The organism is Azotobacter chroococcum, from assembly GCF_004339665.1.
In the GTDB taxonomy this organism is placed as follows: Bacteria; Pseudomonadota; Gammaproteobacteria; order Pseudomonadales; family Pseudomonadaceae; genus Azotobacter; species Azotobacter chroococcum.
Genome location: NZ_SMMU01000046.1, coordinates 1 through 23206, shown reverse-complemented (window position 1 = coordinate 23206; position 23206 = coordinate 1). Strand labels below are relative to the sequence as shown.

The 23206-nt window shown below is 64.0% G+C and carries 25 protein-coding genes and 3 tRNA genes; 7 read left to right on the top strand and 21 right to left on the bottom strand.

The window, feature by feature from the left end; all coding sequences use genetic code 11:
* Positions 1 to 347 precede the first annotated feature (347 nt).
* The 3 genes from EV691_RS20835 to acnB all read right to left on the bottom strand — a co-directional run bounded on the left by EV691_RS20835 (position 348) and on the right by acnB (position 5013).
* Complete coding sequence (locus EV691_RS20835; RefSeq protein WP_131300512.1) at positions 348 to 926, bottom strand: ANTAR domain-containing response regulator; 579 nt, start codon at positions 924 to 926, stop codon at positions 348 to 350.
* Positions 908 to 2158, bottom strand: a complete 1251-nt coding sequence (locus EV691_RS20830) for a CmpA/NrtA family ABC transporter substrate-binding protein (protein ID WP_131300510.1) — start codon at positions 2156 to 2158, stop codon at positions 908 to 910. Before EV691_RS20830 ends, EV691_RS20835 begins: the two co-directional genes overlap by 19 nt.
* Before the next feature lie 245 nt (positions 2159 to 2403).
* Positions 2404 to 5013, bottom strand: a complete 2610-nt coding sequence (acnB, locus tag EV691_RS20825) for a bifunctional aconitate hydratase 2/2-methylisocitrate dehydratase (RefSeq protein WP_131300508.1) — start codon at positions 5011 to 5013, stop codon at positions 2404 to 2406.
* Between the two features lie 386 nt (positions 5014 to 5399).
* On the opposite strand from acnB, the gene EV691_RS20815 reads away from it, so the two are divergent.
* Both EV691_RS20815 and EV691_RS20810 read left to right on the top strand, forming a co-directional pair.
* Positions 5400 to 5876, top strand: a complete 477-nt coding sequence (locus tag EV691_RS20815; protein WP_131300506.1) for a DUF1289 domain-containing protein — start codon at positions 5400 to 5402, stop codon at positions 5874 to 5876.
* A gap of 76 nt (positions 5877 to 5952) precedes the next feature.
* Entirely contained in the window at positions 5953 to 6555 is a 603-nt protein-coding gene (locus tag EV691_RS20810; protein WP_131254559.1) for a MiaE family protein, read from the top strand.
* A 12-nt stretch (positions 6556 to 6567) separates the two neighbouring features.
* On the opposite strand, the gene EV691_RS20805 is transcribed toward EV691_RS20810, so the two are convergent.
* From EV691_RS20805 to EV691_RS20785, 5 genes are all read right to left on the bottom strand, one after another.
* Entirely contained in the window at positions 6568 to 7911 is a 1344-nt protein-coding gene (locus tag EV691_RS20805; RefSeq protein ID WP_131300504.1) for a TolC family outer membrane protein, read from the bottom strand.
* The gene (locus EV691_RS20800; protein WP_131300502.1) at positions 7912 to 9258 is read right to left on the bottom strand and encodes an HlyD family type I secretion periplasmic adaptor subunit; all 1347 of its coding nucleotides are present in this window, start codon (positions 9256 to 9258) and stop codon (positions 7912 to 7914) included. It abuts the gene before it with no gap.
* Positions 9259 to 9264: 6 nt separating this feature from the next.
* Positions 9265 to 10989 carry a type I secretion system permease/ATPase gene (locus EV691_RS20795; RefSeq protein WP_131300500.1) on the bottom strand — a complete coding sequence of 575 codons (1725 nt, stop codon included), beginning with the start codon at positions 10987 to 10989 and terminating at the stop codon, positions 9265 to 9267.
* Between the two features lie 277 nt (positions 10990 to 11266).
* The gene (gene lpxH / locus EV691_RS20790) at positions 11267 to 11992 is read right to left on the bottom strand and encodes a UDP-2,3-diacylglucosamine diphosphatase (RefSeq protein WP_131300498.1); all 726 of its coding nucleotides are present in this window, start codon (positions 11990 to 11992) and stop codon (positions 11267 to 11269) included.
* 4 nt (positions 11993 to 11996) lie between these two features.
* Positions 11997 to 12491: a peptidylprolyl isomerase gene (locus tag EV691_RS20785; protein ID WP_089167968.1), complete on the bottom strand. Its 495-nt coding sequence runs from the start codon at positions 12489 to 12491 to the stop codon at positions 11997 to 11999.
* A gap of 156 nt (positions 12492 to 12647) precedes the next feature.
* On the opposite strand from EV691_RS20785, the gene EV691_RS20780 reads away from it, so the two are divergent.
* On the top strand, positions 12648 to 14321 hold the full coding sequence (locus EV691_RS20780; protein WP_131300496.1) for a glutamine--tRNA ligase/YqeY domain fusion protein: 1674 nt from the start codon (positions 12648 to 12650) through the stop codon (positions 14319 to 14321).
* Positions 14322 to 15707: a cysteine--tRNA ligase gene (cysS, locus tag EV691_RS20775; RefSeq protein WP_131300494.1), complete on the top strand. Its 1386-nt coding sequence runs from the start codon at positions 14322 to 14324 to the stop codon at positions 15705 to 15707.
* An 88-nt stretch (positions 15708 to 15795) separates the two neighbouring features.
* On the opposite strand, the gene folD is transcribed toward cysS, so the two are convergent.
* Positions 15796 to 16650 (bottom strand): bifunctional methylenetetrahydrofolate dehydrogenase/methenyltetrahydrofolate cyclohydrolase FolD, encoded by an 855-nt coding sequence (folD, locus tag EV691_RS20770; RefSeq protein WP_131300492.1) that lies wholly within the window; start codon positions 16648 to 16650, stop codon positions 15796 to 15798.
* Positions 16651 to 16926: 276 nt separating this feature from the next.
* On the opposite strand from folD, the gene EV691_RS20765 reads away from it, so the two are divergent.
* The 3 genes from EV691_RS20765 (at position 16927) to EV691_RS20755 (ending at position 17256) form a co-directional block, all read left to right on the top strand.
* Positions 16927 to 17003, top strand: a tRNA-Arg gene (locus EV691_RS20765).
* Between the two features lie 33 nt (positions 17004 to 17036).
* A tRNA-His gene (locus EV691_RS20760) sits at positions 17037 to 17112 on the top strand.
* Positions 17113 to 17171: 59 nt separating this feature from the next.
* Positions 17172 to 17256: transfer RNA gene (locus EV691_RS20755), tRNA-Leu, on the top strand.
* A 9-nt stretch (positions 17257 to 17265) separates the two neighbouring features.
* Here the strand turns inward: EV691_RS20755 and EV691_RS20750 are convergent.
* From EV691_RS20750 to EV691_RS20700, 12 genes are all read right to left on the bottom strand, one after another.
* On the bottom strand, positions 17266 to 18369 hold the full coding sequence (locus EV691_RS20750; RefSeq protein ID WP_131300490.1) for a tyrosine-type recombinase/integrase: 1104 nt from the start codon (positions 18367 to 18369) through the stop codon (positions 17266 to 17268).
* Entirely contained in the window at positions 18255 to 18566 is a 312-nt protein-coding gene (locus tag EV691_RS24325; RefSeq protein ID WP_377802320.1) for a helix-turn-helix domain-containing protein, read from the bottom strand. Before EV691_RS24325 ends, EV691_RS20750 begins: the two co-directional genes overlap by 115 nt.
* 64 nt (positions 18567 to 18630) lie before the next feature.
* The gene (locus EV691_RS20740; protein WP_131300486.1) at positions 18631 to 18912 is read right to left on the bottom strand and encodes a hypothetical protein; all 282 of its coding nucleotides are present in this window, start codon (positions 18910 to 18912) and stop codon (positions 18631 to 18633) included.
* Positions 18913 to 18975: 63 nt separating this feature from the next.
* Positions 18976 to 19140 (bottom strand): hypothetical protein, encoded by a 165-nt coding sequence (locus tag EV691_RS23480; protein ID WP_165496595.1) that lies wholly within the window; start codon positions 19138 to 19140, stop codon positions 18976 to 18978.
* On the bottom strand, positions 19131 to 19547 hold the full coding sequence (locus tag EV691_RS20735) for a hypothetical protein (RefSeq protein ID WP_131300484.1): 417 nt from the start codon (positions 19545 to 19547) through the stop codon (positions 19131 to 19133). Before EV691_RS20735 ends, EV691_RS23480 begins: the two co-directional genes overlap by 10 nt.
* Positions 19544 to 20416 (bottom strand): hypothetical protein, encoded by an 873-nt coding sequence (locus tag EV691_RS20730; RefSeq protein WP_131300482.1) that lies wholly within the window; start codon positions 20414 to 20416, stop codon positions 19544 to 19546. Before EV691_RS20730 ends, EV691_RS20735 begins: the two co-directional genes overlap by 4 nt.
* Positions 20413 to 20676 (bottom strand): hypothetical protein, encoded by a 264-nt coding sequence (locus tag EV691_RS20725; protein WP_131300480.1) that lies wholly within the window; start codon positions 20674 to 20676, stop codon positions 20413 to 20415. The genes EV691_RS20730 and EV691_RS20725 overlap by 4 nt, the downstream gene beginning before the upstream one ends.
* A gap of 100 nt (positions 20677 to 20776) precedes the next feature.
* The gene (locus EV691_RS20720; protein WP_131300478.1) at positions 20777 to 20989 is read right to left on the bottom strand and encodes a hypothetical protein; all 213 of its coding nucleotides are present in this window, start codon (positions 20987 to 20989) and stop codon (positions 20777 to 20779) included.
* Positions 20986 to 21174, bottom strand: a complete 189-nt coding sequence (locus tag EV691_RS20715; RefSeq protein WP_131300476.1) for a hypothetical protein — start codon at positions 21172 to 21174, stop codon at positions 20986 to 20988. The genes EV691_RS20720 and EV691_RS20715 overlap by 4 nt, the downstream gene beginning before the upstream one ends.
* Before the next feature lie 9 nt (positions 21175 to 21183).
* Positions 21184 to 22035, bottom strand: a complete 852-nt coding sequence (locus tag EV691_RS20710; RefSeq protein ID WP_131300474.1) for a DNA cytosine methyltransferase — start codon at positions 22033 to 22035, stop codon at positions 21184 to 21186.
* A gap of 10 nt (positions 22036 to 22045) precedes the next feature.
* Positions 22046 to 22900: a phosphoadenosine phosphosulfate reductase domain-containing protein gene (locus EV691_RS20705; RefSeq protein ID WP_131300472.1), complete on the bottom strand. Its 855-nt coding sequence runs from the start codon at positions 22898 to 22900 to the stop codon at positions 22046 to 22048.
* A gap of 78 nt (positions 22901 to 22978) precedes the next feature.
* Positions 22979 to 23206: hypothetical protein (locus EV691_RS20700; RefSeq protein ID WP_207901111.1), on the bottom strand; the 228-nt coding region annotated here is incomplete at its 5' end.

Here is a 23206-nt window from a genome sequence, read left to right as displayed (position 1 = left end):
CAGAAAGCGAGGACACCACTGCCGGCATCCGCGAGCGGCTGTCCGCCATGGAGGATCTGCTCGACGACCTGCCGGAGGGAAGCGTGGGGAAGCTGAGGGCCGAGATCGATTCGATTCGGGCATTGCTCTGAGTGATGCGGTAGGTGTCTGTACTGGAATAGGCGTGACGGATTGACGCAGGAGGATTTCGCGGGGGATTGATGTACCCGGACGGGCGAGGAGGGAGGCGCGAGGCCTATGGAAGGGCGCGTGACTTTTGCGTGACTCTCTCACGCACCTATCGGCATCTATGGGCATCAGGTTGCAGCGAGCGCCCTAGATAGACCGCGTGTTTCCAGGGCCTCAGCCTATTGTCCCAGCATGTCGTGCATGGCGATGACCTGTTCGGCGACTTGGATCAGCTTCTGCTGGCGGCTCATCGCCTGGCGGCGCATCAGGGTGTAGGCCTCTTCCTCGCTGCAGTTCTTCATCTTCATCAGCAGGCCCTTGGCCAGCTCGACGCGCTTGCGCTCGGCCAGCTGTGCCTCGCGGGCCTGCAACTGGGCGCGCAGGGCCTGGTCGCTCTCGAAGCGGGCCATGGCCACGTCGAGGATCGGCTGCAGGCGCTGGGTCTGGATACCTTCGACGATGTAGGCGCTGACCCCGGCCTGGATGGCCTGGCGCATCACCTTCGGATCGTGCTCGTCGGTGAACATGACGATCGGCCGCGGCTGGTCGCGGCTGACCAGCACCACCTGCTCCATCACGTCGCGGCCGGGCGATTCGGTATCGATGAGGATCACGTCGGGACGCACGGCCTCGACCCGCGCGGGCAGGTCGATGGTCAGGCCGGACTCGTCGATGACCTCGAAGCCGGCCTCGACCAGGGCGCTTCTCAGGCGGCCGACCTTCTTCGCTGTGTCGTTGATCAGGAGGATGCGCAGCATGGGGATGTTCCTTGGTCGTCGGCCGAGGAGGACGCCTCGTTCAGGGCGTGCAGATCAAAGCTGCGGGCGTAGGCCGCAGGATCGGAGCCGTTCCAGTGCCTGCCGTCCAGCAGGGTGGCGCTGCGCATGGGCGAGGCGGGCTGCGGGATGCCGAGGGCGCTGGCGGCGTCGCGGTACAGCGCGAGCTGCTGCACCTGGCTGGCGATGGCGAGATAATCCGGATCTTCGCGCAACAGCCCCCAGCGGCGGAACTGGGTCATGAACCAGAGGCCGTCGGAGAGATAGGGCAGGTTGACCGCGCCATCGCCATGAAAGCGCAGGGCATGGCCGTCCCGCCAGGCGTGGCCGTTGCCGTCCTCATAGTTGCCGAGAAAGCGCGGCTCGATCACCTGGCGTGGCGCGGCCACGTAGGCGTCGGCGCTGATCAACTGCGCGGTACTGATCTTGTTCTCTTCGCTGGCATCGATGAAGCGGCTGGCCTCCAGCACGGCCATGACCAGGGCGCGGGCGGTGTTGGGATACTGCTCGACGAAGGCGCGGGTGCAGCCGAGGACCTTCTCGGGGTGGTCCGGCCAGATCGACTGGCTGGTGGCAACGGTAAAGCCCATGCCCTGGTCGATGGCGTGGGCGCCCCAGGGCTCGCCGGCGCAGAAGCCGTCGATGCGCCCGACGCGCAGGTGTTCGACCATCTGCGGCGGCGGCACCACCAGGGTGTTCACGTCTCGGAGCGGATGGATGCCCAGGCTGGCGAGCCAGTAGTAGAGCCAGAGGGCATGGGTTCCGGTGGGAAAGGTCTGGGCCAGGGTGAGCTTTGCACTGCTGCAGTGCACATGTTGGGCCAGTGTCTCGCCACTGCACACGCCGGCCTGCTGGAGCGGTGTCGACAGGTTGATGCTCTGACCGTTCTGGTTGAGGCCCATCAGCACCGCCATGTCGGTCGCCGCTGCGCCGCCGATGCCGAGCTGCATGCTGTAGACCAGTCCATACAGTCCCTGGGCAGCGTCCAGTTCGCCGCTGATCAGCTTGTCGCGCAAGCCCGACCAGGACACCTGGCGCTTGAGGTTGAGGCTCAGTCCGTAAGGTTCGGCGAAGCCCTGGGTGGCGGCGACGATCAGCGACGCGGAGTCGGTGAGCGGCATGAAGCCCAGATTGATCGAACTCTTCTCGGGGGCGTCGCTGCCCGCGACCCAGGCTTGGGCATCTGTTCTGGGGGGGACTTGGTGGTCTGTCATGGTGTCTTCCGGCGCTGAACGAAAAGGCGTCGCCCGGCGGCTGCCTGGGGCAGGGCCGAAAGCGACGCCATTGTCGGTGAGTGGGGGTCCCGCCGTTGGGACCGCCGAGGCTGCCGGATACGAAGCAAGCGATATGCCAGGGCCTGGGGCATCGGCCTTTCGACCTGTGGCCACTCTAGCGCAGGACTGCAGAAAAGAAGAAGCCCCGCACGGGGCGGGGCTTCTTCATTCAGCGCAAGTGACGCTTAGACCTGCAGGACCGGAAGTTCGGCCTTGGCCGCCGCTTCCTTGTACTCGGCGATCTGGTCGAAGGACAGGTAGCGATAGATATCGGCAGCCATGGTGTCGATGTTCTTCGCGTATTCCATGTACTCCTCAACGGTCGGCAGCTTGCCAAGGATCGAGGCGACCGACGCCAGTTCGGCGGAAGCCAGGAACACGTTGGTCGCATCGCCCAGACGGTTCGGGAAGTTACGGGTCGAGGTGGAAACCACGGTCGAACCGGTCTGTACGCGAGCCTGGTTACCCATGCACAGCGAGCAGCCCGGCATTTCCATGCGCGCACCGGCCTTGCCGTAGATGCCGTAGTAGCCTTCCTCGGTCAGCTGGTGGGCGTCCATCTTGGTCGGCGGAGCCAGCCACAGACGGGTCGGGATGCCGCCCTTGACCTTGTCGAGCAGCTTGCCGGCAGCGCGGAAGTGACCGATGTTGGTCATGCACGAGCCGATGAACACTTCGTCGATCTTCTGACCGGCAACAGTGGACAGCAGGCGGGCATCGTCCGGGTCGTTCGGTGCGCAGAGAACCGGCTCCTTCACTTCGGACAGGTCGATCTCGATCACCGCGGCGTATTCGGCGTCCTTGTCGGCTTCCAGCAGCTTCGGATTGGCCAGCCAGGCTTCCATCGCCTGGGCGCGACGCTCCAGGGTACGGGCATCACCGTAGCCTTCGCCGATCATCCAGCGCAGCATGGTGATGTTCGAGCGCAGGTATTCGGCGATGGCCGCTTCCGGCAGCTTGATGGCGCAACCGGCAGCGGAACGCTCGGCGGAGGCGTCGGACAGCTCGAAGGCTTGCTCGACGGTCAGGCTGTCCAGACCTTCGATCTCGAGGATGCGGCCGGAGAAGATGTTCTTCTTGCCTTTCTTCTCGACGGTCAGCAGGCCGGCCTGGATCGCGTAGTAGGGGATGGCATGCACTAGGTCACGCAGGGTGATGCCGGGTTGCATCTTGCCCTTGAAGCGCACCAGAACGGATTCCGGCATGTCCAGCGGCATGACGCCGGTGGCGGCGGCGAAGGCCACCAGGCCGGAACCGGCCGGGAAGGAGATGCCGATCGGGAAGCGGGTGTGCGAGTCACCACCGGTACCGACGGTATCCGGCAGCAGCATGCGGTTCAGCCAGCTGTGGATGATGCCGTCGCCCGGACGCAGGGACACGCCGCTGCGGTTCATGATGAAGTCCGGCAGGGTGTGGTGGGTCTTGACGTCGATGGGCTTCGGATAGGCGGCGGTGTGGCAGAAGGACTGCATCACCAGCTCGGCGGAGAAGCCCAGGCAAGCCAGGTCCTTCAGCTCGTCGCGGGTCATCGGGCCGGTGGTGTCCTGGGAACCGACGGTGGTCATCTTCGGTTCGCAGTAGGTGCCCGGACGGACGCCCTTGCCTTCCGGCAGACCGCAGGCGCGGCCAACCATCTTCTGGGCGAGGGTGAAGCCCTTGCCACTGTCGGCCGGCGCTTCCGGCTTCTTGAACAGGGTGGACGGAGCCAGGCCCAGCTCAGCGCGGGCCTTCTCGGTCAGGCCACGGCCGATGATCAGCGGGATACGGCCGCCGGCGCGGACTTCGTCGAGCAGCACGTCGGTCTTCAGCGAGAAGCTGGTGACCAGCTCGTCGCTGCCGTTGCGGCGCACTTCACCCTTGATCGGGTAGACGTCGATGACGTCGCCCATGGCCAGGTTGGTGCAGTCGAATTCGATCGGCAGGGCGCCGGCGTCTTCCATGGTGTTGTAGAAGATCGGGGCGATCTTGGTGCCGAAGCAGAAGCCGCCGGCGCGCTTGTTCGGAACAAAGGGGATGTCGTCGCCGAAGAACCACAGCACCGAGTTGGTGGCGGACTTGCGCGAGGAACCGGTACCGACCACGTCACCGACGTAGGCCACCGGGAAGCCCTTGGCCTTGACCGCTTCGATCTGCTTCAGCGGGCCGACGGAGCCCGGCTGAACCGGCTCGATGCCGTCGCGGGCCATCTTCAGCATGGCCAGCGCGTGCAGCGGGATGTCGGGGCGCGACCAGGCGTCCGGAGCGGGAGACAGGTCGTCGGTGTTGGTTTCGCCCGGGACCTTGAACACGGTCAGGGTGACTTTTTCCGGAACGGCTGGCTTGGCGGTGAACCACTCGCCGTCAGCCCAGGACTGCAGCACGGCCTTGGCGGCGGCGTTGCCCTTCTTGGCGCGCTCGGCGACGTCGTGGAAGGCGTCGAACATCAGCAGGGTGTGCTTGAGTTGCTCGGCGGCTGCGGTGGCCAGCTCGGCGCTGTCCAGCAGCTCGACCAGGGTGGCGATGTTGTAGCCGCCCTGCATGGTGCCCAGCAGCTCGACGGCGCGGGTCTTGCTGATCAGCGGGGAAGTGGCTTCGCCCTTGGCGATGGCGGAGAGGAAACCGGCCTTGACGTAGGCTGCTTCGTCCACGCCCGGCGGAACACGGTTGGTGATCAGGTCAACCAGGAATGCTTCTTCGCCGGCCGGCGGGTTCTTCAGCAGTTCGACCAGGCCTGCGGTCTGCTCGGCGTTCAGCGGCTGGGGCACGACGCCCTGGGCGGCACGCTCTTCTACGTGTTTGCGATAGGCTTCAAGCACAGTTTTACCCTCATCAGTGGTCCCAGGGGTTTCCGGGACACTCATCCTGGGAATCTCCGCACGCAAGCGCCTTCGCCGCTTTATGGGCGGCACGGCCAAGGTTGCGACGATCCCCCTCCAGAAGCTGTTTTCAAAGTTTTACGCCGAGGGAGGGGAGGCGTCGGCACCCTGTGGTGGGTGCCTGCGCCGTTCCATTCGGGGCAACTGTGCTCGTGACGCTTTGAAAACAGCTTCGACTGGACAGTGGTGCCAAAAAGGCGTTGGCAGTGTACTGGAAAGCGGGGGTCGAGTTAAAGCCGCCTATGGCTTCATGCGGGTGACCGGGTCTAGACAAAGGGCTAAGATACTGCCCCGCTCCTCGCTTTTCCCTGGCTACCCCTTCGCCCATGTCCCATCAGCGTATCAAGACGCCCTGTATCGGTCTCTGCTCAACAGTCTATGGTGATCTGGTCTGCCGGGGCTGCAAGCGTTTCCACCACGAGGTGGTGAACTGGAACCAGTACACCGAAGAGGAAAAGCGCGCCGTCTGGATGCGCCTGGAGGCTCTGCTGGTGCAGGTGGTGCAGGCCAAGCTGGAGGTGTTCGATGCGCAGCGGCTGCGCAGGCAGCTGGAGCAGCGGCAGATCCGCTTCGTGGCCGAGCAGTCGGCGTATTGCTGGGTTTATCAGCTGATCGTCCGCGGTGCCCGGGCGATCAACCAGCTCGAGGCCTATGGCATCGCCCTGTTGCCGGAGTTTCGCGGCTGGGAATTGCCGGCCCTGCGCGACGCCATCGACCGGGAGTTCTTCCTGCTCTCCGAGGCCCATTACGAGCGCTACATCGCCCCGCGCTTCCTGCGCGAGGGCATGCAGATGCGCATCTAGAGAACGGGGCGGCCGACTCCTCCGCGGCAGGCGGGAACCGTATAATGCCGGGCCTTCCAAGACCAGTCAGATTGCCATGTCCCTGCTTCCCGAAATCGAAAGTTTTCTGCTCTGCCCGACCCCCCAGGCCTGGATCGAGCAGGCGTTGCAGCACCCCGAGATCCTGCTGATCGATCACGCCAACTGTGAGAAGAAGGCGGCCGGTACGGCGTTGACCCTGTTGTTCCGGCATGTCGACAAGGAGGATCTGCAGTATAAGCTGTCGCGCCTGGCCCGCGAGGAGTTGCGCCATTTCGAGCAGGTGGCCGAGCTGATGAAGAAGCGCGGCGTCGTCTACCGACCGCTCAGCGCCTCGCACTACGCCCAGCGCCTGCATGCGCATATCCGCAAGAACGAGCCGGGCCGGCTGGTGGATACGCTGATCGTCGGCGCCTACATCGAAGCGCGCTCCTGCGAGCGTTTCCATCGCCTGGCGCCCTTTCTCGACGAGGAGCTGGGGCGCTTCTATATCTCGCTGCTCGCCTCGGAGGCGCGGCATTATCAGGATTATCTGGGCATGGCCCGCCAGTATGCCGGCGAGCCGATCGACGCGCGTGTGGCCTTCTTTGCCGAGGTCGAGCGCCAGGCGATCCTCACGCCGGATGCGGAGTTCCGCTTCCACAGTGGCGTGGCGGCCTGACGGCCGCCGTCCTCAATAGGTCAGGGCCAGCTCCGGCCCCAGGTAGGCGTTGGCCTGATCGATGTCGTCGTCACCCAGCAGGCCGACGGCTTCGGCCAGTTGCAACCGTGCCTGCAGGTAGCGCAGCTTGGCCTCCAGCAGGTCGCGGCGGGCGATGAAAACCTGCTCTTCCGCGTTGAGGATGTCGAGGTTGGTGCTGGAGCCGGCGAGGAAGCCCTTTCTGGCCGAGTCCTGCGCCCGCTCGCTGGAGGCGACGGCCCTTTCCAGCGCCCTGATGCGCGCCTGGCCGCTCTGCACGCCACGAAACTGGCGGGTGGTGGCCGAGAGCACCTCCTCGCGGGTGGCATTCAGCTCCTCGATGCTCTGTTCGCGGCTGGCCACCGCCTGGCGCACCCTGGCACTGACGCCGCCGCCGGCGAAGAGCGGCATGTTGAGCTCCACCCCGGCGGTGGCGTAACGGTTTTGCTGGTCGAGCGTGGAAATCGAATCGCTCTCGCTGTCGGTGTAGCCCAGCACCAGATCCAGGGTCGGCCAGTGCCCGCTCCGGACCCGCCTGACTTCCTCCTCCGCCTCCTGCTGCTTGTGGTGCTGCGCTCGCAGCGTCGGGTTGTTCGCCTGGGCCTGGCCCAGCCAGTCCTGCAGGCTGGCGGGCTGCAGGGCCGGCGTGGGGAACTCCCGGCGCAGGGAGGCGAGCCGCTCCGGCACGCCACCCAGCATTTCCTGCAACAGGCGCAGGGCGACGATCAGCCCGTCCTGGGCTTCGATCAGCTCGGCTTGGGCAAGGTCGCGCCGCGCGGTCGCCTGGTCGACGTCGGTAATGGTGCCGTCACCCAGATCGAAGCGCCGCTGGGCAGCGGCGACCTGCTGTTCGAAGGCCTTGAGCTTGGCGGCCGCCAGGTCGATGGTTTCGCGGGCCAGCAGCACGTCGAAATAGCGGCCGGCCAGGCGCACTGCTGCGTTTTGCGTCTTGGCGTCGAAGATCGCCTCGCTGTACTCGGCGCGCTGTTTGCCCTGACGGTATTCGGCAAGCTTCTGCAGGTTGAACAGCGGCTGGCGCAGGCGAACCGCGGCATTTTCCGAGTCGTAGTCGAGATCGCTTTCCACCGTGCGGCCCAGGGCGTTGGGCTCTTCCCGGGTACCTTCCAGGCGGCTCTTGCTGGCGACGGCGTTGATCTGCGGCAGCAGGCCGGCGCGGCCGATGGCGCGATTCTCCAGTCCGGCATCGCGCTCGTGCTGCGCCGCACGATAGGTCGGCCCCTGCATCTGCAGCAGTTCCCAGGTGTCCTTGAGGTCCATGGCGCAGACGGGCAGGCAGGCCATGCAGGCCAGGCCGGCCAAGGCGAGACGGGCGGCCATTCATTGCTCCTTGAAGGCACTGTCGATCCGGACGAGCATCGGCTTCAGCAGATAGCTCATCAGGTTGCGTTCCCCGGTCTTGATGGTCACGGTGGCCGGCATTCCGGCGCGGATATGGTTGCTGCCAAGCATGTCCATGCCCGCCTCGGTCACTTCGACCTGGGCCAGGTAGTAGGGCTCCTTGCTGACCTCGTCGACCAGCCGGTCGGCCGACACGGTGAGCACGCGCCCCGGAATGTTCGGGGTCTGCGCGTGGTTGAAGGCGGGGAAGGTGATGTCCACCGGCAATCCCGGAGCCATCTTGTCGATGGCCTGCACCGGGATCATGGCATCCACCTGCAGCGGTTCGTCCGCCGGCACCACGTTCATGATTTCCGAGCCCGGCTGGATCACGCCGCCGATGGTGGTGACAGCGAGGCCGAGCACCAGGCCGTCGATGGGCGAGCGGATCACCGTGTGGGCCACTTCGTAATCCAGGGCGCGCAGGCGGTCGGCCAGGGTGGCGGCCTCCTTCTGCACCTCGGTCAGTTGCGACTGCACTTCCTTCTGGTAGTCCTGTTCCAGCTGCAGGATGCGCAGCTTCAGTTCGGCGATCTGGTTGTGCGTGCGCCCGATGTCGCTGATGGTCTGCGCCCGCTGTGCGTTCAGCTCGGCGGCGTTGCGCTCCAGTTCGAGCAGGCGGTTGCGGGCGACGTAGCCTTCGGCGGCGAGGTGGCGCACGCCCTCCAGCTCCTGGTTGAGAAGCTGGATTTGCGCATTGCGCGCGGCCTGCACCTGACGCAGCCCCTTGAGTTGTTCCTCGGCGCCACGAATGTTTTCCTTGAGGATGTCGGCCTCGCCCGTCAGTGCCGAGCGGCGGGTGGCGAACAGCCGCGCCTGCAGGCCGAGCGCATCCTGCAGGCGCGGATCGCCGGCGAAGCGCCTGAGCAGTTCGGGGTCGAAGTGCACGCTGTCCAGACCGTCGCGTTCGGCCTGCAGGCGGTTTTCCACGGTCCGCGCCACGATGTACTGGGCGCTGATTCCCCCCTGTTCGGCGATGGCGCGGGTCGGATCGAGCTCGATCAGAGGCTGGTCGCGCCTCACCCGGTCGCCCTCGCGCACCAGAATGGCCTTGATCGAGCCGCCGGTCAGGTGCTGAAGGGTCTTGCGATTGTCGGTCACGTTGACCGTGGCGTTGGCTACCACGCCGGCATCCAGGGGGGCCAGGCTGGCCCAGAGGAGGAACCCGCCAAAGCCGGCGGCCACCAGCCACAGGCCCCAGCGCCGGGGGCGGCGATCGTCGATATCGATCTCCGGCCTGTCCTGCGACAGTCCGGGAGTCCTGCGCTCGTCTTCCGGGTCCTCCATGGTTCATCACTCCTTGGTCTTGACCGATGTCAGGGGGGCGCTGCCCGCCGCGCCGGCCTGGCGCAGGGCGGCGAGGACTTCGTCGCGGCTGCCGAACATGTGCACCGTTCCTTCGCGCAATACCAGCAGCTTGTCCACGATGTTCAGCACGGTTGGCCGGTGGGAAATCAGCACCAGGGTCTTGCCGTGCCGTTTCAGGTCGCTCAGGGCGTGGATCAATGCCATTTCACCCACGTCATCGAGGCTGGAGTTCGGCTCGTCGAGAACGATCAGTGCCGGATCTCCGTAGAGGGCGCGGGCCAGGGCGACGCGCTGTTTCTGTCCGCCGGACAGCGAGCCGCCGTCGGTGCTCAGCTGGGTGTCGTAGCCCTGCGGAAGGCGCAGGATCATGTCGTGCACGCCTGCCTGCCTGGCAGCCTGGATCACCGCGTCGCCGTCCAGCGGACCGAAGCGGGCGATGTTCTCGGCGATGCTGCCTTCGAACAGTTCGACATCCTGCGGCAGGTAGCCGAGCCAGGGGCCGAGCTCTTCCTTGTTCCACTGGAAAACGTCCGCGCCGTCGAGGCGGACCTTGCCGGCCTGGACAGGCCAGATGCCGACCAGCAGGCGGGCGAGGGTCGACTTGCCCGAGGCCGAAGGGCCGATGACGCCCAAGGCTTCGCCGGGCGCCAGGTTGAAGGTGACGCCGCGCAGGATCGGCAGCGACGAGCCGGGTGCGCAGGCGAAGGCACCCTCCACGCTCAGTCGGCCTGAGGGTCGGGGCAGCGACATGGCCGGCGGGCGTGCGGGAAACTCCTGCAGCAGGGCAGACAGGCGCTTCCAGGCCGCTCGACTGGAGAGCAGCTGTTTCCAGGTGGCGATCACCTGTTCGACCGGCGCGAGGGCGCGTCCGCTGAGGATGGAACAGGCGATCATCATGCCCGGCGTGATCTCGCCCTGGATCGCCAGCCATGCGCCGCCGCCCAGAATCAGCGACTGCAGGGTGATCCGGACGAAGCGCGTCAGGCCGTTGATGTAGGCGGCCCGGTCGGAGGCCAGGGTCTGCAGGTCGAGAATCCGCAGATGGTTGCCGAACCAGCGCTGCCGGAGAGCTGGCAGCATGCCCATGGCCTCGATGACTTCGGCGTTGCGCAGGCTGTTGTTGGCGAAGCTGCCGGAGGCCAGGGCGGCCTGGTTGGCTTCGGTCAGCGGTTTGCGGGTGCTGACTTCGGTCAGCCAGGCGAGACTCACCAGCAGCAGCGAGCCGATCAGGGTGACGATGCCGAGCAGTGGATGGATCAGGGCGATGACCAGCAGGTAGATCGGTGTCCAGGGCGCGTCGAAGAAGGCGAACAGGCCGCTACCGGTGAGAAACTGCCGGACCTGGGAAAGATCCTGCAGGGCCTGCGCCGGGTTGCCGCCGGCCCGCCTGAGGTTGCGTTCGAAGGCGGCGCTGAAGACCCGTTGATTGAGCATCATGTCGAGCCGATTGCCGACCCGGATCAGCACGCTCGAGCGCACTACCTCCAGCAGGGCGAGCAGCACGTACAGCCCCACGGTCAGCAGGGTCAGCATCAGCAGGGTGGTGGCGTTGCTGCTGACCAGGGCCCGATCGTACACCTGCAGCATGTAGATCGCCGGCGTCAGCATCAGCAGGTTGATCACCCCGCTGAAGACGGCAAGAGCGTAGAAGGTTCGGCGCAGGCGAAACAGTGTTTCAGCCAGCTCGGAACGAGACTGCGGCATATCCATACCTATCCTCGGTGCTGGAGATTGCAGGGTTGTTGGACGTGTCCAAGGTTTCCCCACTGCCTCAAGCGTCCCGGGTATTGGCAGAGGCTCACCGGTCGGATGAAAGAGGAATCTACCGCTAAGTTATAGATCAGAATTATGGCGTTGCAGTGGCCAAATGATTCTGAAATGCCTTATGGCGGCGCAAGTCTGCGATAAGGTGATGAATACGGGCTGGCGCGAGCCAGGGGTGTGGCCGCGCATGCTCGAGCGATAGGGCGGGCCCCTGGTTCGGATCTCAGGCGATGGGAAATGAGTCCAGATGGTAGCCGCGGTCATCGACCTGCAGTACCCAGCCCTGGCGATTCCAGTCGCCGAGGACGATGCGCCGAGCGTCCCGGCCGTCGACCTGCAGCTCATGCACGGCAGGGCGATGGGTGTGGCCGTGGATCAGGGTCAGCACGCCATGGGAAGCCATGGTTCGCGGCACTTCATCGGGAGTGACATCGACGATTTCGGTGGCTTTCTGGCGGACTTGCAGGCGGCTGGCGTCGCGCCACTTGCGGGCCAGCTGCTGGCGCCTGGAAAGGGGCAGGTGGCGCAGGAGCCACGTCGACACCGGATTGCGCAGGCGCCGGCGAAAGCGCATGTAGGCGATGTCGCGAGTGCACAGGGTGTCGCCATGCATCAGCAGCACGGGCGCGCCGTTCAGCTCGATGCGGCTGGGATCGCGCAGCAGGGTGCACCCGGCCAGGCGGCAGAAGGCACGGCCGACGAGGAAGTCGCGGTTGCCATGCATCATGAAGATTCGCGTGCCCTGATTCGCCACTTCACGCAGGGCTTCGGCGATGGAGCGCTGGAAGGGCGTCATGGCATCGTCGCCGATCCAGACCTCGAAGAAGTCGCCGAGGATGTACAGCGCTTCGGCCTGGCTGGCACGCTCCTTCAAAAAGCGCAGGAACGCCCGGGCAATGTCCGGGCGTTCCTCGTCGAGATGCAGATCCGAGATCAGCAGTGTGGTCATCGGATTATTCGACGATCTCGGCCTTCTCGATAATCACGTCGTCTACTGGTACGTCGCCATGACCGGCACGGCTGCCGGTGGCCACGGTCTTGATCTTGTCGATCACGTCCATGCCTTCGACCACTTCGCCGAACACGGCGTAGCCCCAGCCGTGCGGGGTCGGCGCGGTGTGGTCGAGGAAGGCGTTGTCCTTGACGTTGATGAAGAACTGCGCGCTGGCCGAGTGCGGGTCCGGCGTGCGTGCCATGGCAACGGTGTATTTCTTGTTGGTCAGGCCATTGTTGGCCTCGTTCTTGATCGGCGCGCGGGTCGGCTTCTGCTTCATGCCCGGCTCGAAACCGCCGCCCTGAATCATGAAACCATCGATCACGCGGTGGAAGATGGTGCCGTCGTAATGGCCTTCCTTCACGTACTGCTCAAAGTTGGCTGCGGTTTCCGGCGCCTTGTCGGCGAACAGTTTCAGGGTGATGGTGCCGTGGTTGGTGTGCAGCTTGATCATGGCTGAGTTCCACTGGGTGGGTGAGGGATGCCCGGACCGTGCCGGCTGATGGTCGTTGCTGCCGGGTCTCTGTCAGGGGCATGACGGGTCCGCTATGATAAGCCCTTTGCATTGGCCGGCCTACCCTGGCCGGCGCCGACATGTTTCAAGGATCCCATGAGCAAGCCCGAGACTCCCGCCGCTGCCGCGAACTTCCTCCGCCCGATCGTCCAGGCCGACCTGGAGTCGGGCAAGCACGCCAAGATCGTCACCCGCTTCCCGCCGGAGCCCAATGGCTACCTGCACATCGGCCACGCCAAGTCGATCTGCCTGAACTTCGGCCTGGCCCAGGAGTTCGGCGGCGAATGCAACCTGCGCTTCGACGACACCAACCCGGCCAAGGAAGACCAGGAGTACATCGATGCGATCAAGAGCGACGTGCAGTGGCTGGGCTTCCAGTGGGCCGGCGAGGAGCGCTACGCCTCCAACTACTTCGACCAGCTCTTTGCCTGGGCCGTGTACCTGATCAAGGCCGGCCAGGCCTACGTCTGCGACCTGTCGCCGGACGAGGCGCGCGCCTACCGCGGCAGCCTGACCGAGCCGGGCAGGAACAGCCCGTTCCGCGAGCGTTCGGTGGAGGAGAACCTCGACCTGTTCGCCCGCATGAAGGCCGGCGAGTTCCCCGACGGCGCCCGTGCGCTGCGCGCGAAGATCGACATGGCCTCGCCGAACATGAACCTGCGCGACCCGATCCTCTACCGCATCCGCCACGCCCATCACCACCAGACCGGCGACAAGTGGTGCATCTACCCGAGCTACGACTTCACCCACGGTCAGTCGGACGCCATCGAGGGTATCACTCACTCGATCTGCACCCTGGAGTTCGAGGATCATCGCCCGCTGTACGAGTGGTTCCTGGCCAACCTACCGGTGCCGGCCCAGCCGCGCCAGTACGAGTTCGCCCGCCTCAACCTGAACTACACCATCACCAGCAAGCGCAAGCTCAAGCAACTGGTCGATGAAGGTCACGTCAACGGCTGGGACGACCCGCGCATGTCGACCCTGTCCGGTTATCGTCGCCGCGGCTACACTCCGGCCTCGATCCGCCACTTCTGCGACCTGATCGGCGTCAACCGCGCCGGCGGCCTGGTCGACATTGGCATGCTGGAATTCGCCATCCGCGAGGATCTCGACGCCAACGCTTCACGTGCCATGTGCGTGCTCAAGCCGCTGAAAGTGGTCATCACCAACTATCCGGAAGGCCAAGTCGAGAATCTCGAGCTGCCGCGCCATCCCAAGCAGGACATGGGCGTGCGCGTGCTGCCGTTCTCCCGCGAGATCTTCATCGACGCCAGCGATTTCGAGGAGGTTCCGCCGGCCGGCTACAAGCGCCTGATTCCCGGCGGCGAAGTGCGCCTGCGCGGCAGCTACGTGATCCGCGCTGACGAGGCGGTCAAGGACGCCGCCGGCAACATCGTCGAACTGCGTTGCTCCTTTGATCCGAACACCCTCGGCAAGAACCCGGAAGGCCGCAAGGTCAAGGGCGTGATCCACTGGGTGCCGGCCGCCGAGAGCGTCGAGTGCGAAGTACGCCTGTACGACCGCCTGTTCAAGGCCGCCAATCCGGAGAAGACCGACGAGGAGGGCGGCAGCTTCCTCGACAACATCAATCCGGAGTCGCTGGTGGTGCTCAAGGGCTGCCGCGCCGAGCCGTCGCTGGCCCAGGCGGTGCCGGAAGAGCGCTTCCAGTTCGAGCGCGAAGGCTACTTCTGCGCCGACCTGAAGGACTCAAAGCCGGGTGCCCCGGTGTTCAACCGCACCGTCACCCTGCGCGATTCCTGGGGGCAGTAAATGACGCTTTCCATCTACAGCACCCTGTCCAAGAGCAAGGACGAGTTCAAGCCGCTGGAAGGCAATAAGGTGCGCATGTATGTGTGCGGCATGACCGTCTACGACTTCTGCCACATCGGCCATGCGCGGGTGATGGTGGCGTTCGACGTGGTCGCCCGCTGGCTGCGCCATCGCGGCTATGAGCTGACCTACGTGCGCAACATTACCGACATCGATGACAAGATCATCCGTCGCGCCAACGAGAACGGCGAGCCGTTCCAGGCGCTGGTCGCACGAATGATCGATGCCATGCACGAGGACGAGGCACGCCTCAACGTGCTGCGCCCGGACCTCGAGCCGCGCGCCACCGAGCACATCGCCGGCATGCACGCGATGATCCAGACCCTGATCGACAAGGGCTTCGCCTACGCCCCGGGCAATGGCGACGTCTACTACCGGGTCGGCAAGTTCGAGGGCTACGGCAAGCTGTCGCGGCGCAAGATCGAGGACCTGAAGATCGGCGCGCGCATCGAGGTCGACGAGGCCAAGGAGGATCCGCTCGACTTCGTGCTGTGGAAGGGCGCCAAGCCGGGCGAGCCGAGCTGGGAGTCGCCGTGGGGCCCCGGCCGTCCGGGCTGGCACATCGAGTGCTCGGTGATGTCCACCTGCTGCCTGGGCGAGACCTTCGACATTCACGGCGGCGGCCCGGATCTGGTGTTCCCGCACCACGAGAACGAGATCGCCCAGAGCGAGGCGGCCACCGGCAAGCTGTACGCCAACGCCTGGATGCACGCCGGCGCGGTGCGCGTCGACGGCGAGAAGATGTCCAAGAGCCTCGGCAACTTCTTCACCATCCGCGAGGTGCTGGAGAAGTACCAGCCCGAGGTGGTGCGCTACCTGCTGGTGTCCAGCCACTACCGCAGCCCGATCAATTACTCCGAGGACAGCCTGCGCGAGGCCAAGGGCGCGCTGGAGCGCTTCTACAACGCGCTCAAGGGCCTGCCGGCTGCGGCGCCGGCCGGTGGCGAGGAGCATGTTGCGCGGTTTGCCGCGGCGATGGACGACGACTTCAACACCCCGGAGGCTTGCGCCGTGCTGTTCGAGCTGGCCCGCGAGGTCAACCGCCTGCGCGAGTCGGATCTTGCCTCCGCGGCCGCTCTAGCGGGGCGTCTGAAGGAGCTGAGCGGCCTGCTTGGCGTGTTGCAGCTGGAGCCGGAAACCTTCCTGCAGGCCGGTGCGGAGGGCAAGGTGAACGCCGACGAGGTCGAGGCACTGATCGCCGTACGCCTGCAGGCCCGCGCTGAGAAGAACTGGGCCGAGTCCGACCGCATTCGTGACCAGCTCACCGCCATGGGTGTGGTGCTGGAAGACGGCAAGGGCAGTACGACCTGGCGTCTGGCCGACTGAGGGGCGGCAGGAAAGGTGGGCCGCTTGAGGGTGGCCGCGGATGAAAATGGCACCCTTGGGGGTGCCATTTTCATTTGGAGCGCCAGCATCACTGATGCAGCTGTTCGGCTGCGTACAGCGTGTTTTCCAGAAGGCAGGCGCGGGTCATCGGGCCGACTCCGCCCGGGACGGGGGTAATCCATCCTGCACGCTCGGCCGCAGCGGAAAACTCCACATCACCGACCAGTCTGCCGTCGTCCAGGCGGTTGATGCCGACATCTATGACGATGGCGCCAGGTTTGATCCATTCGCCCTTGACCAGGCCTGGCTTTCCGGCGGCGACCACCACCAGGTCGGAGCGGCTGGCATGCTCGGCCAGATTGCGGGTGAATCGGTGGGTGACGGTCACGGTGCAGCCGGCCAGCAGCAGTTCCAGTGCCATCGGACGCCCGACGATATTGGAGGCGCCGACTACGGTGGCGTCCAAACCATACAGGTCTACACCGGTGCTCTGCAGGAGCGTGATGATGCCTTTGGGGGTGCAGGGCCGCAGCAATGGCATGCGTTGAGCGAGGCGGCCGATGTTGTAGGGATGGAAGCCATCCACGTCCTTGTCCGGGCGGATGCGCTCAAGCAGCAGGGAGGCGTCAAGGTGCTGCGGAAGCGGCAGCTGTACCAGGATGCCGTCGATCTCTGGATCTTCGTTCAATCGGTCGATCAGGGACAGGAGTTCGTCCTGGCTAGTGCTGGCGGAAAGGTCATAGGCTTGGGAGTGAAAGCCCACTTCTTCGCAGTCCTTGCGCTTGTGGGATACATAGACTTGAGAGGCAGGGTCTGTTCCCACCAGGATGACTGCCAGGCCGGGGGCGCGCAGACCCTGCTGGCGTCGTTCGGCGACACGTTGGGCGATCTGCTGACGCAGACTGGCGGCGATCGCTTTGCCGTCGATTAGTTTTGCGGTCATGACGCTTGCTTAACCATGAGGTTGATAAGATGAAAAGAACATTCTCGCATGGCGAGGCTGGTGGGCCAATGCGGACAGCTGGATGCTGCTGTCACTCCTTACATCTTGCTGATTTATTTAAAAAATATTGTTGACAGAAAATTTTCTGCTCTATAAGATTCGCCCCGCTTGTCAAGCACGACCTGTTGCTGGGTAGGAAAGCAAGGCCAAACTGAAAATGTTAGGTTTTGCGGAAGGCTTCGAATTTGCGCTCTGCTGCAGAATGCAGATGAAAAAGCGCCCGTAGCTCAGCTGGATAGAGCATCCGCCTTCTAAGCGGATGGTCGCAGGTTCGAGTCCTGCCGGGTGCGCCATGAGGCAGTTCGGTGGCAAGCAGGCAAAATATGGTGGGCGTAGCTCAGTTGGTAGAGCACAGGATTGTGGCTCCTGGTGTCGTGGGTTCGATTCCCATCGTCCACCCCATATTCCAAAGCGCCAGGCGTAAAGCCTGGCGTTTTCGTTTTTCAAGGGTTACTGGCCACGCGGATGTGGTGGAATTGGTAGACACACTGGATTTAGGTTCCAGCGCCGCAAGGCGTAAGAGTTCGAGTCTCTTCATCCGCACCACTAGATAAATCAAGGGGTTACGAGCTTTAAGGGCCTTCCTCCTTGATGCACTGGAACATCAGCGTAGCGAGAACGTGACATGCCGTTCTCACGGTCCAGCACCGCTACTGCGTCCCGGACACGGGCCGGGGCGAGGTGGGCATAACGCTCCGTCATTGTCACCGTGCTGTGGCCTAGCAAATCCCGTACCTCCGAAAGCGGAACGCCTGCACTAATAAGGTGCGCTGCACAGGTGTGCCTCAGGTCGTGAATCACGAAGTCGGTGATGCCGGCTTTTTGACACGCCTTCTCGAAACCGACCCGCACGCTTACCGCTCGCTCTCCAGTCGGCCGGCAAAATACCCATGGGCTCGCCGGGCAGTGCTTTGCCCGGAATGCCATCCGCCCCTTGAGCGCCGATAGGGCGCCCTCGTTGATCGGTATCGATCGACGCTTGCCGGCCTTCGTGTGCTGCCCTTCCAGGTGGATCAGCCGGTTGTGCAGATCCACACGCCGCCATTCGAGCCCGAGCATCTCTTCCTTCCGGCAGCCAGTGTTGACCGCCAGGCGTATGAAGTCCTCCAGGTTGTCGCCGTACTTCAGCATCCGTGCCTCCCTGCACAGCGCCTCTACCTCGGCCGGCGTGATCCAGCGCACTCGACCCTCTGGCTCCCTGGCCTTCCTTCCCTTGACCGGGTTCGGCAATCCCCACTCGTACTCCACGTTGCACCAGTTGATGGCTGCGGATAGCGCCGACAACTCACGATTGATGGTGGCTGCCGAGGCCCCGGCTTCCATGCGTTTGCTGGTATATTCGCGGATCTGCTGGCCGGCCAGATCGTTCATGATCTTTCCGGCAAAAGCCTCCCGCAGATGCTTTACCCGATGAGTCGTCGTCTCGTAGCTGCGCTGATGCTGGCGAGCGTGCTGCAGGTACGGGATGATCACCTCCTCGAAGCTCCGGGGCGGATTCACGCCCCATTCCTTTTCCTTCCATGCGTCTGCTCGGGCCTGCTGCTCTAGCGCCTTTGCCGCCGCGTAGTCCTCTGTCCCAGAAGATCGTCTAACGTACTTTCCAGTTGGTAGCTTGTAGCTGACCCACCAGAAAGGTGAGTCGCCTCGTTTGTACGGCATGTGGTGTTCTCCTTCACGCCGCCCGCGGCGCGAATACTAGCAGCGGCTTCATCTTCGAGCATTGCCTCCAGCTTCTCGCGATGGACGCGCAGGCTCCGGCCGCGCATCCTGACTACCGGTATGCGGCCGTCGGCGGCCATGTTGTAGACGGTGCGGCTGCAGACGCTCAGAAGCTCTGCCGCCTGGTCGACAGTCATCAAACTCATAGGCAAAAGTCTCCCTCCCGGCGCGTCTTGGCCGGGGAGTGTGGACGGGGTTGGGTTAGGCTTGGCCGGTGGCCCTGGCGATTGCAGCTCGGGCGTCCCGCATGCACTGCTCATGTTCTTCCTTGCAGTAGCAGGACAGCAGAGCTGTGCAATCTTCCAGGGCCTGGAGCAGATCCGGTGCGGCGCAGATTAGCCGAGCATTGGCTTCCAGTTCGGCCGGTGTCGTCTGCGCGCCCTGAACCTGCGCGCAGAACCTATTGAATCCATCGGCATTCAGCGCATAGACGGTGCGCCCTTCCAGCAGCCATGGTGCTGGCGTGTGCTTATGTTCAGGCATGACTCTCTCCGCGCCGCCCGCGGGCAGCGGTGGTAAGTGGGTATGGGGGGAGGGGTTAGCGGGTCAGTTCGGCGTCTTGATCTCGTCGCCGTGGATCGTCCGGTACTCCGGCCAGTCTTCGCGGATCGCATCTTCTGCAACCAGCTTGGGATGGGTGTCTTCGTAGCCTTCTGGCCGCTTCAGCGCGACCAGCACTTCATCGTCTGCGAGTTCGATCGTCACGAGCATCGGCTGGCCTCCAGGGCGTCGTCTAGGTCCGGCCCTGAGACATACCGTCCAACTCTCGGCCCTTCTGGGACCGCTACGCACGGCACACCGGGAGCGCCCAGCAGTTCGTCCGGCAAATCTCGAAGCCTGCGGAACAGTTCCGCATCCTTGCGCAGCCGCTCGACCTCGGCGCGCAGGGCGGTCAATTCGCCATCCATGGCTGCCACTTTCTCCTCCTCAATCTGCAGGGCCTTGCAAGCATTTCGCCATGCATCACGCTCCGCCTGCAGCTTCCGCCCGGCCTCGGTCAGAGACGAGACGATGCGGTCGTGGTCGGCGGCGAGGACTAGCTGGCCATCCGCGCTTTCTCTCAGCTCAGGTTCTCCGAACCGTTTCCATAGGTTGAACCGCTTCACTGCCTCGCTCATGCGCCACCTCCAAGCAGGTCGCGCAGTTTGTGCCCGGCCTCTACCCAATCGCCGCCCCCGTACAGGTAGCACTCCAGCAGCCCCCGCGGCACCGTCACGGCGTCCTGCTCGATCTGCGCGATTGGGGTGACGTATAGCGCAACCGAGTATCCGGTCTTCTGGTATTCATGCCGGCTGACGAAAAGGACATCGTCGGGGCCGTCTAAGTCGCATTGTCGAGCCCATGCCACTGGCTGCTGCTCGGCCTGCTCCGGCGCTGGCGGGGCGTGGTGTGCGCGTAGCATGTCGTTCAGCCATTGCTGCAGGCTTTCCTCGTAAACAGTCTCGCGCTCGCAGTTGTCTAGCAGATAGCAGGCAAACACCTCCGCGCCGTCACGAAACCCGAGTTGGTAACCTGACTTCTCCGGCTGCTGCGCTGGCGGGGCTGCAGGCAACAGCGGGGATGCGTAGATAAACCCTGGCTCAGGACTACAAAACCAGATAATTCGCCCCATACGTCGGTCATAGCTGGCCCCCATTTCATCATCCGATAGGACCTTCCCGATAGGAGTGACCGGCTGCTGCGCTGGCGGGGTCGGCGCGGCGGCGAGCATCCTTTCCCAGGTCTCGAACGCCGAGCGCCTGACGACAAAATCGCTAGCCTTGACCATTTCTTCAGTTGGTACTATCGGAACGATCTTCCAGCCATCCGGCACGGCCACCGGGGCGGCCTGCTTGGCAAGTTCTGCCTGCTGCTGTCGGATAAGCCGATATGCCTCGCGGGCTATGTCGCGCACCTCGCTATCCAGATGAGTTTTCTCTGCGCGACTCAGGTCGGCCAGCACCTCATCCACTAGATTGGTAACCGGTGCGGTCGTTTCGTGGGTCATTGCTGCGGCTCCTTCATTCCCTTGATGTTCCCGAGCTGGTCTTGCGCCCTTTGCAAGGCATTACGCGCGGCCTGAAGGCGGCGGTCGGCGCGGTCCAAAAGCCACGACTTTGCCTCATCAAAGCTGTCTAAATAGCGCTCGTTCGCTGACTCCTTCGCTCGCCGTTTGCCATTCACGAAAACAGATGAATCTGTTGCCCTCTCGCACTCGACAATCTCGACTTTGGGTCTGAGCCAGTCGTCTGCTTTGTACTTGATCATTTCTTGGATTCCTTCGTCTTGGCCGGCGCAACCGGCCGGCAGCGGTAGCACCGGCACTCGCCGATGCGCTTGCCGTCAGTGCGGCAGAAGGTTGGTACGTTCACAGGTTCAGTTCTCCTTGCGCCGCCCGGCATTCTTGAGGACCGGGCGGCAGCAGTTTCTGGATGAGCAGCTCGGCCAACTCGTCGGAGTCCATATCGGTCACGTCGAGCCAGTCGGGGTACATGGCTGAGCGAATGGTGGGGCTGAGCCAGCGGGCTCGCTGCCAATCTGGCGACAGGCAGAAGCGGTGGCCGCTGTCGCGGAGGCTCATGCGCGCCTCCGCCTGTCTGCCTTCATCGTCGCGTTGCGGTTGATCTGCTGGTACTCGGTGCAGATGACCACGACGTCAGCGCCGTCGTGGCGGTGGACCGGCATCGTTTCGAACGGCAGCCCGCTGCAGTTATCGTGCAGCTTCGTGCAGTGCCGGCAGCGGCCACCCTTGGGGTAGTGGGTCATGCCGCCTCCTCAGAGCCAGTCCGCTGCCAGAAAGGCGAATGCTGTTGCTGCCACTCGTGGAACCTGGCCATTTCCAAGGGCCTTAAGTCGGTCCAGCCGGTTGGCCAGCCCATCAACCACTCGACCCACGCTGGGTTCAGGCGGCCAGCAATGCTCAACTCGTGGGCTTCTCGCTCGATCGAGTAATCCAGCCGGTCGTCGGTGGCTGCCCGGTTGTGCCTTGGGCTCCAGCCCTTGTGCATGCTTGCTGTTGGCGTGGGCCATGCTTTCACCGCTGAAGCAAGTCCCCATCCTGCTTTCTTGCTCGCCCCAGGCTTGTTGTGGTTCCCGCGCACGGTTGGCGTGGGCCACAATCCAGATGCGGTCTCTCTGATGGGGCGCCCCGACATCGGCGGCTCCCATAACACACCAGCGAGCGTCATACCCCAGTTCGGCAAGGTCACCGAGGACCACGGCAAGGCCTCGTCGAACAAGGAGCGGTGAGTTCTCCACGAAGACGAATTGAGGTCGTACTTCACCGATGATTCGTGCCATTTCCCGCCAGAGGCCGGAGCGCTCTCCATCAATGCCGGCGCCATTCCCGGCAGCGGATATGTCCTGACACGGGAATCCGCCCGAAACCACGTCAACAAGGCCTCGCCAAGGCTTTCCGTCAAAACTGCACACGTCAGACCAAATCGGGAAAGCTGGGAGGGCTCCATCGTTTTGTCGTTGCGCCAGAACTTGTGCGGCGTAGGCATCACGCTCAACGGCGCAGACGGTACGCCATCCGAGCAGTTGGCCGCCGAGAATGCCACCCCCGGCTCCCGCGAAGAGCGCGAGTTCTCGAAGGCCTGTACCAGTGCTCTGCTGAATAGCCATGTCATTTCCTTCAATCCCCACAGAAGCATTCAATCGCTTCGTCATGCTCGGCGAACATGTCGAATTGCTGGTCTGAGTAGTCGCGCATTTCCTGATAACTCGGGCGATCTGAGCGGAAGCGGTCGCCATTACCGGAGAATTTGCCTTTCGACTTGACGCGAGACTCCATCTGCGCCCACCAGTTGGCCCTGGCTGGCTCTGTGGCGATGATCGAATAGATCTGGTGTGCGCCCTTCAGGAAGCAGAGGTCACAGTTGCCCAAGAGAGTGCGGCCATTGATCGTCGGAAGCTGTAGATCGAAGGGCTGCGCCCGCCAGAACTCGCCCACGTCATGTACGGTCACGCCGGCATCGGCCAGCGGCAGAACCATCGTCGCGTACTTGCTTTCGCTAGTAGATCCCCTGGTGCGGATCTTGGCGACTCGCTTGGGTTCGTCGGCACGGATGCCGGTCATCATGTCGATTGGCGTCTCTTCGCTCGACCAGCCGATGCTTCGCAGGTACTTGTGCATGACCCGGATCTTCATCTCGACGGTGCAGAAGCGGGTGACGGGGTTCGGCAGATAGTTGCGCTTCTGAATGATCGTCTCGAAAGGCTCGCCGTTGCGGCTGGCTGTGCCGAAGTCGACAATCTCGAAGCCCTGCTCGTTGTCCCGGTACTCAAGCCAGACAATCGTGATATTCCAGCGCTCGCCGCATTCCTGCACGAACTGGAGCGTGGCCTCATGCTCCTTGCCGGTGTTGGCAAAGCACACGATCAGGTCGGACAGATCGGCGTTGCAGTCAAGCACCTGGCGCAGCATGTAGGCGCTGGTCCGCCCGCCGCTGAAACTCAAGCAAGTAGGGCCTCTGAGTCGGTAAGGCATGGCTTTCTCCAGGCGTGCGCCGCCGTGCAGCTTGTGCAGCAGTGGCGGGGGATAGGGGTTAAGCGGAGAGGCGAGGCCTTACGTGACGCGCTCCCACGTCTCGCGGTTCGCCAGTTCCTCTGCCCGGCGCTGCTGCGTGTGGCCGACGATGTCGCGCAGCCACACTGAGTCACCGATCGACATCTCGACTTGCCAGGTCACGCCGGTGTTGCGGTTCCGGTAGATCGGGTGCTGCCGGCGGACGGCCTCTGCAGCCTCGGTTAGATCGGTCATGGCCAGCACCTCTCGAGCATCCTGGCATCGCAC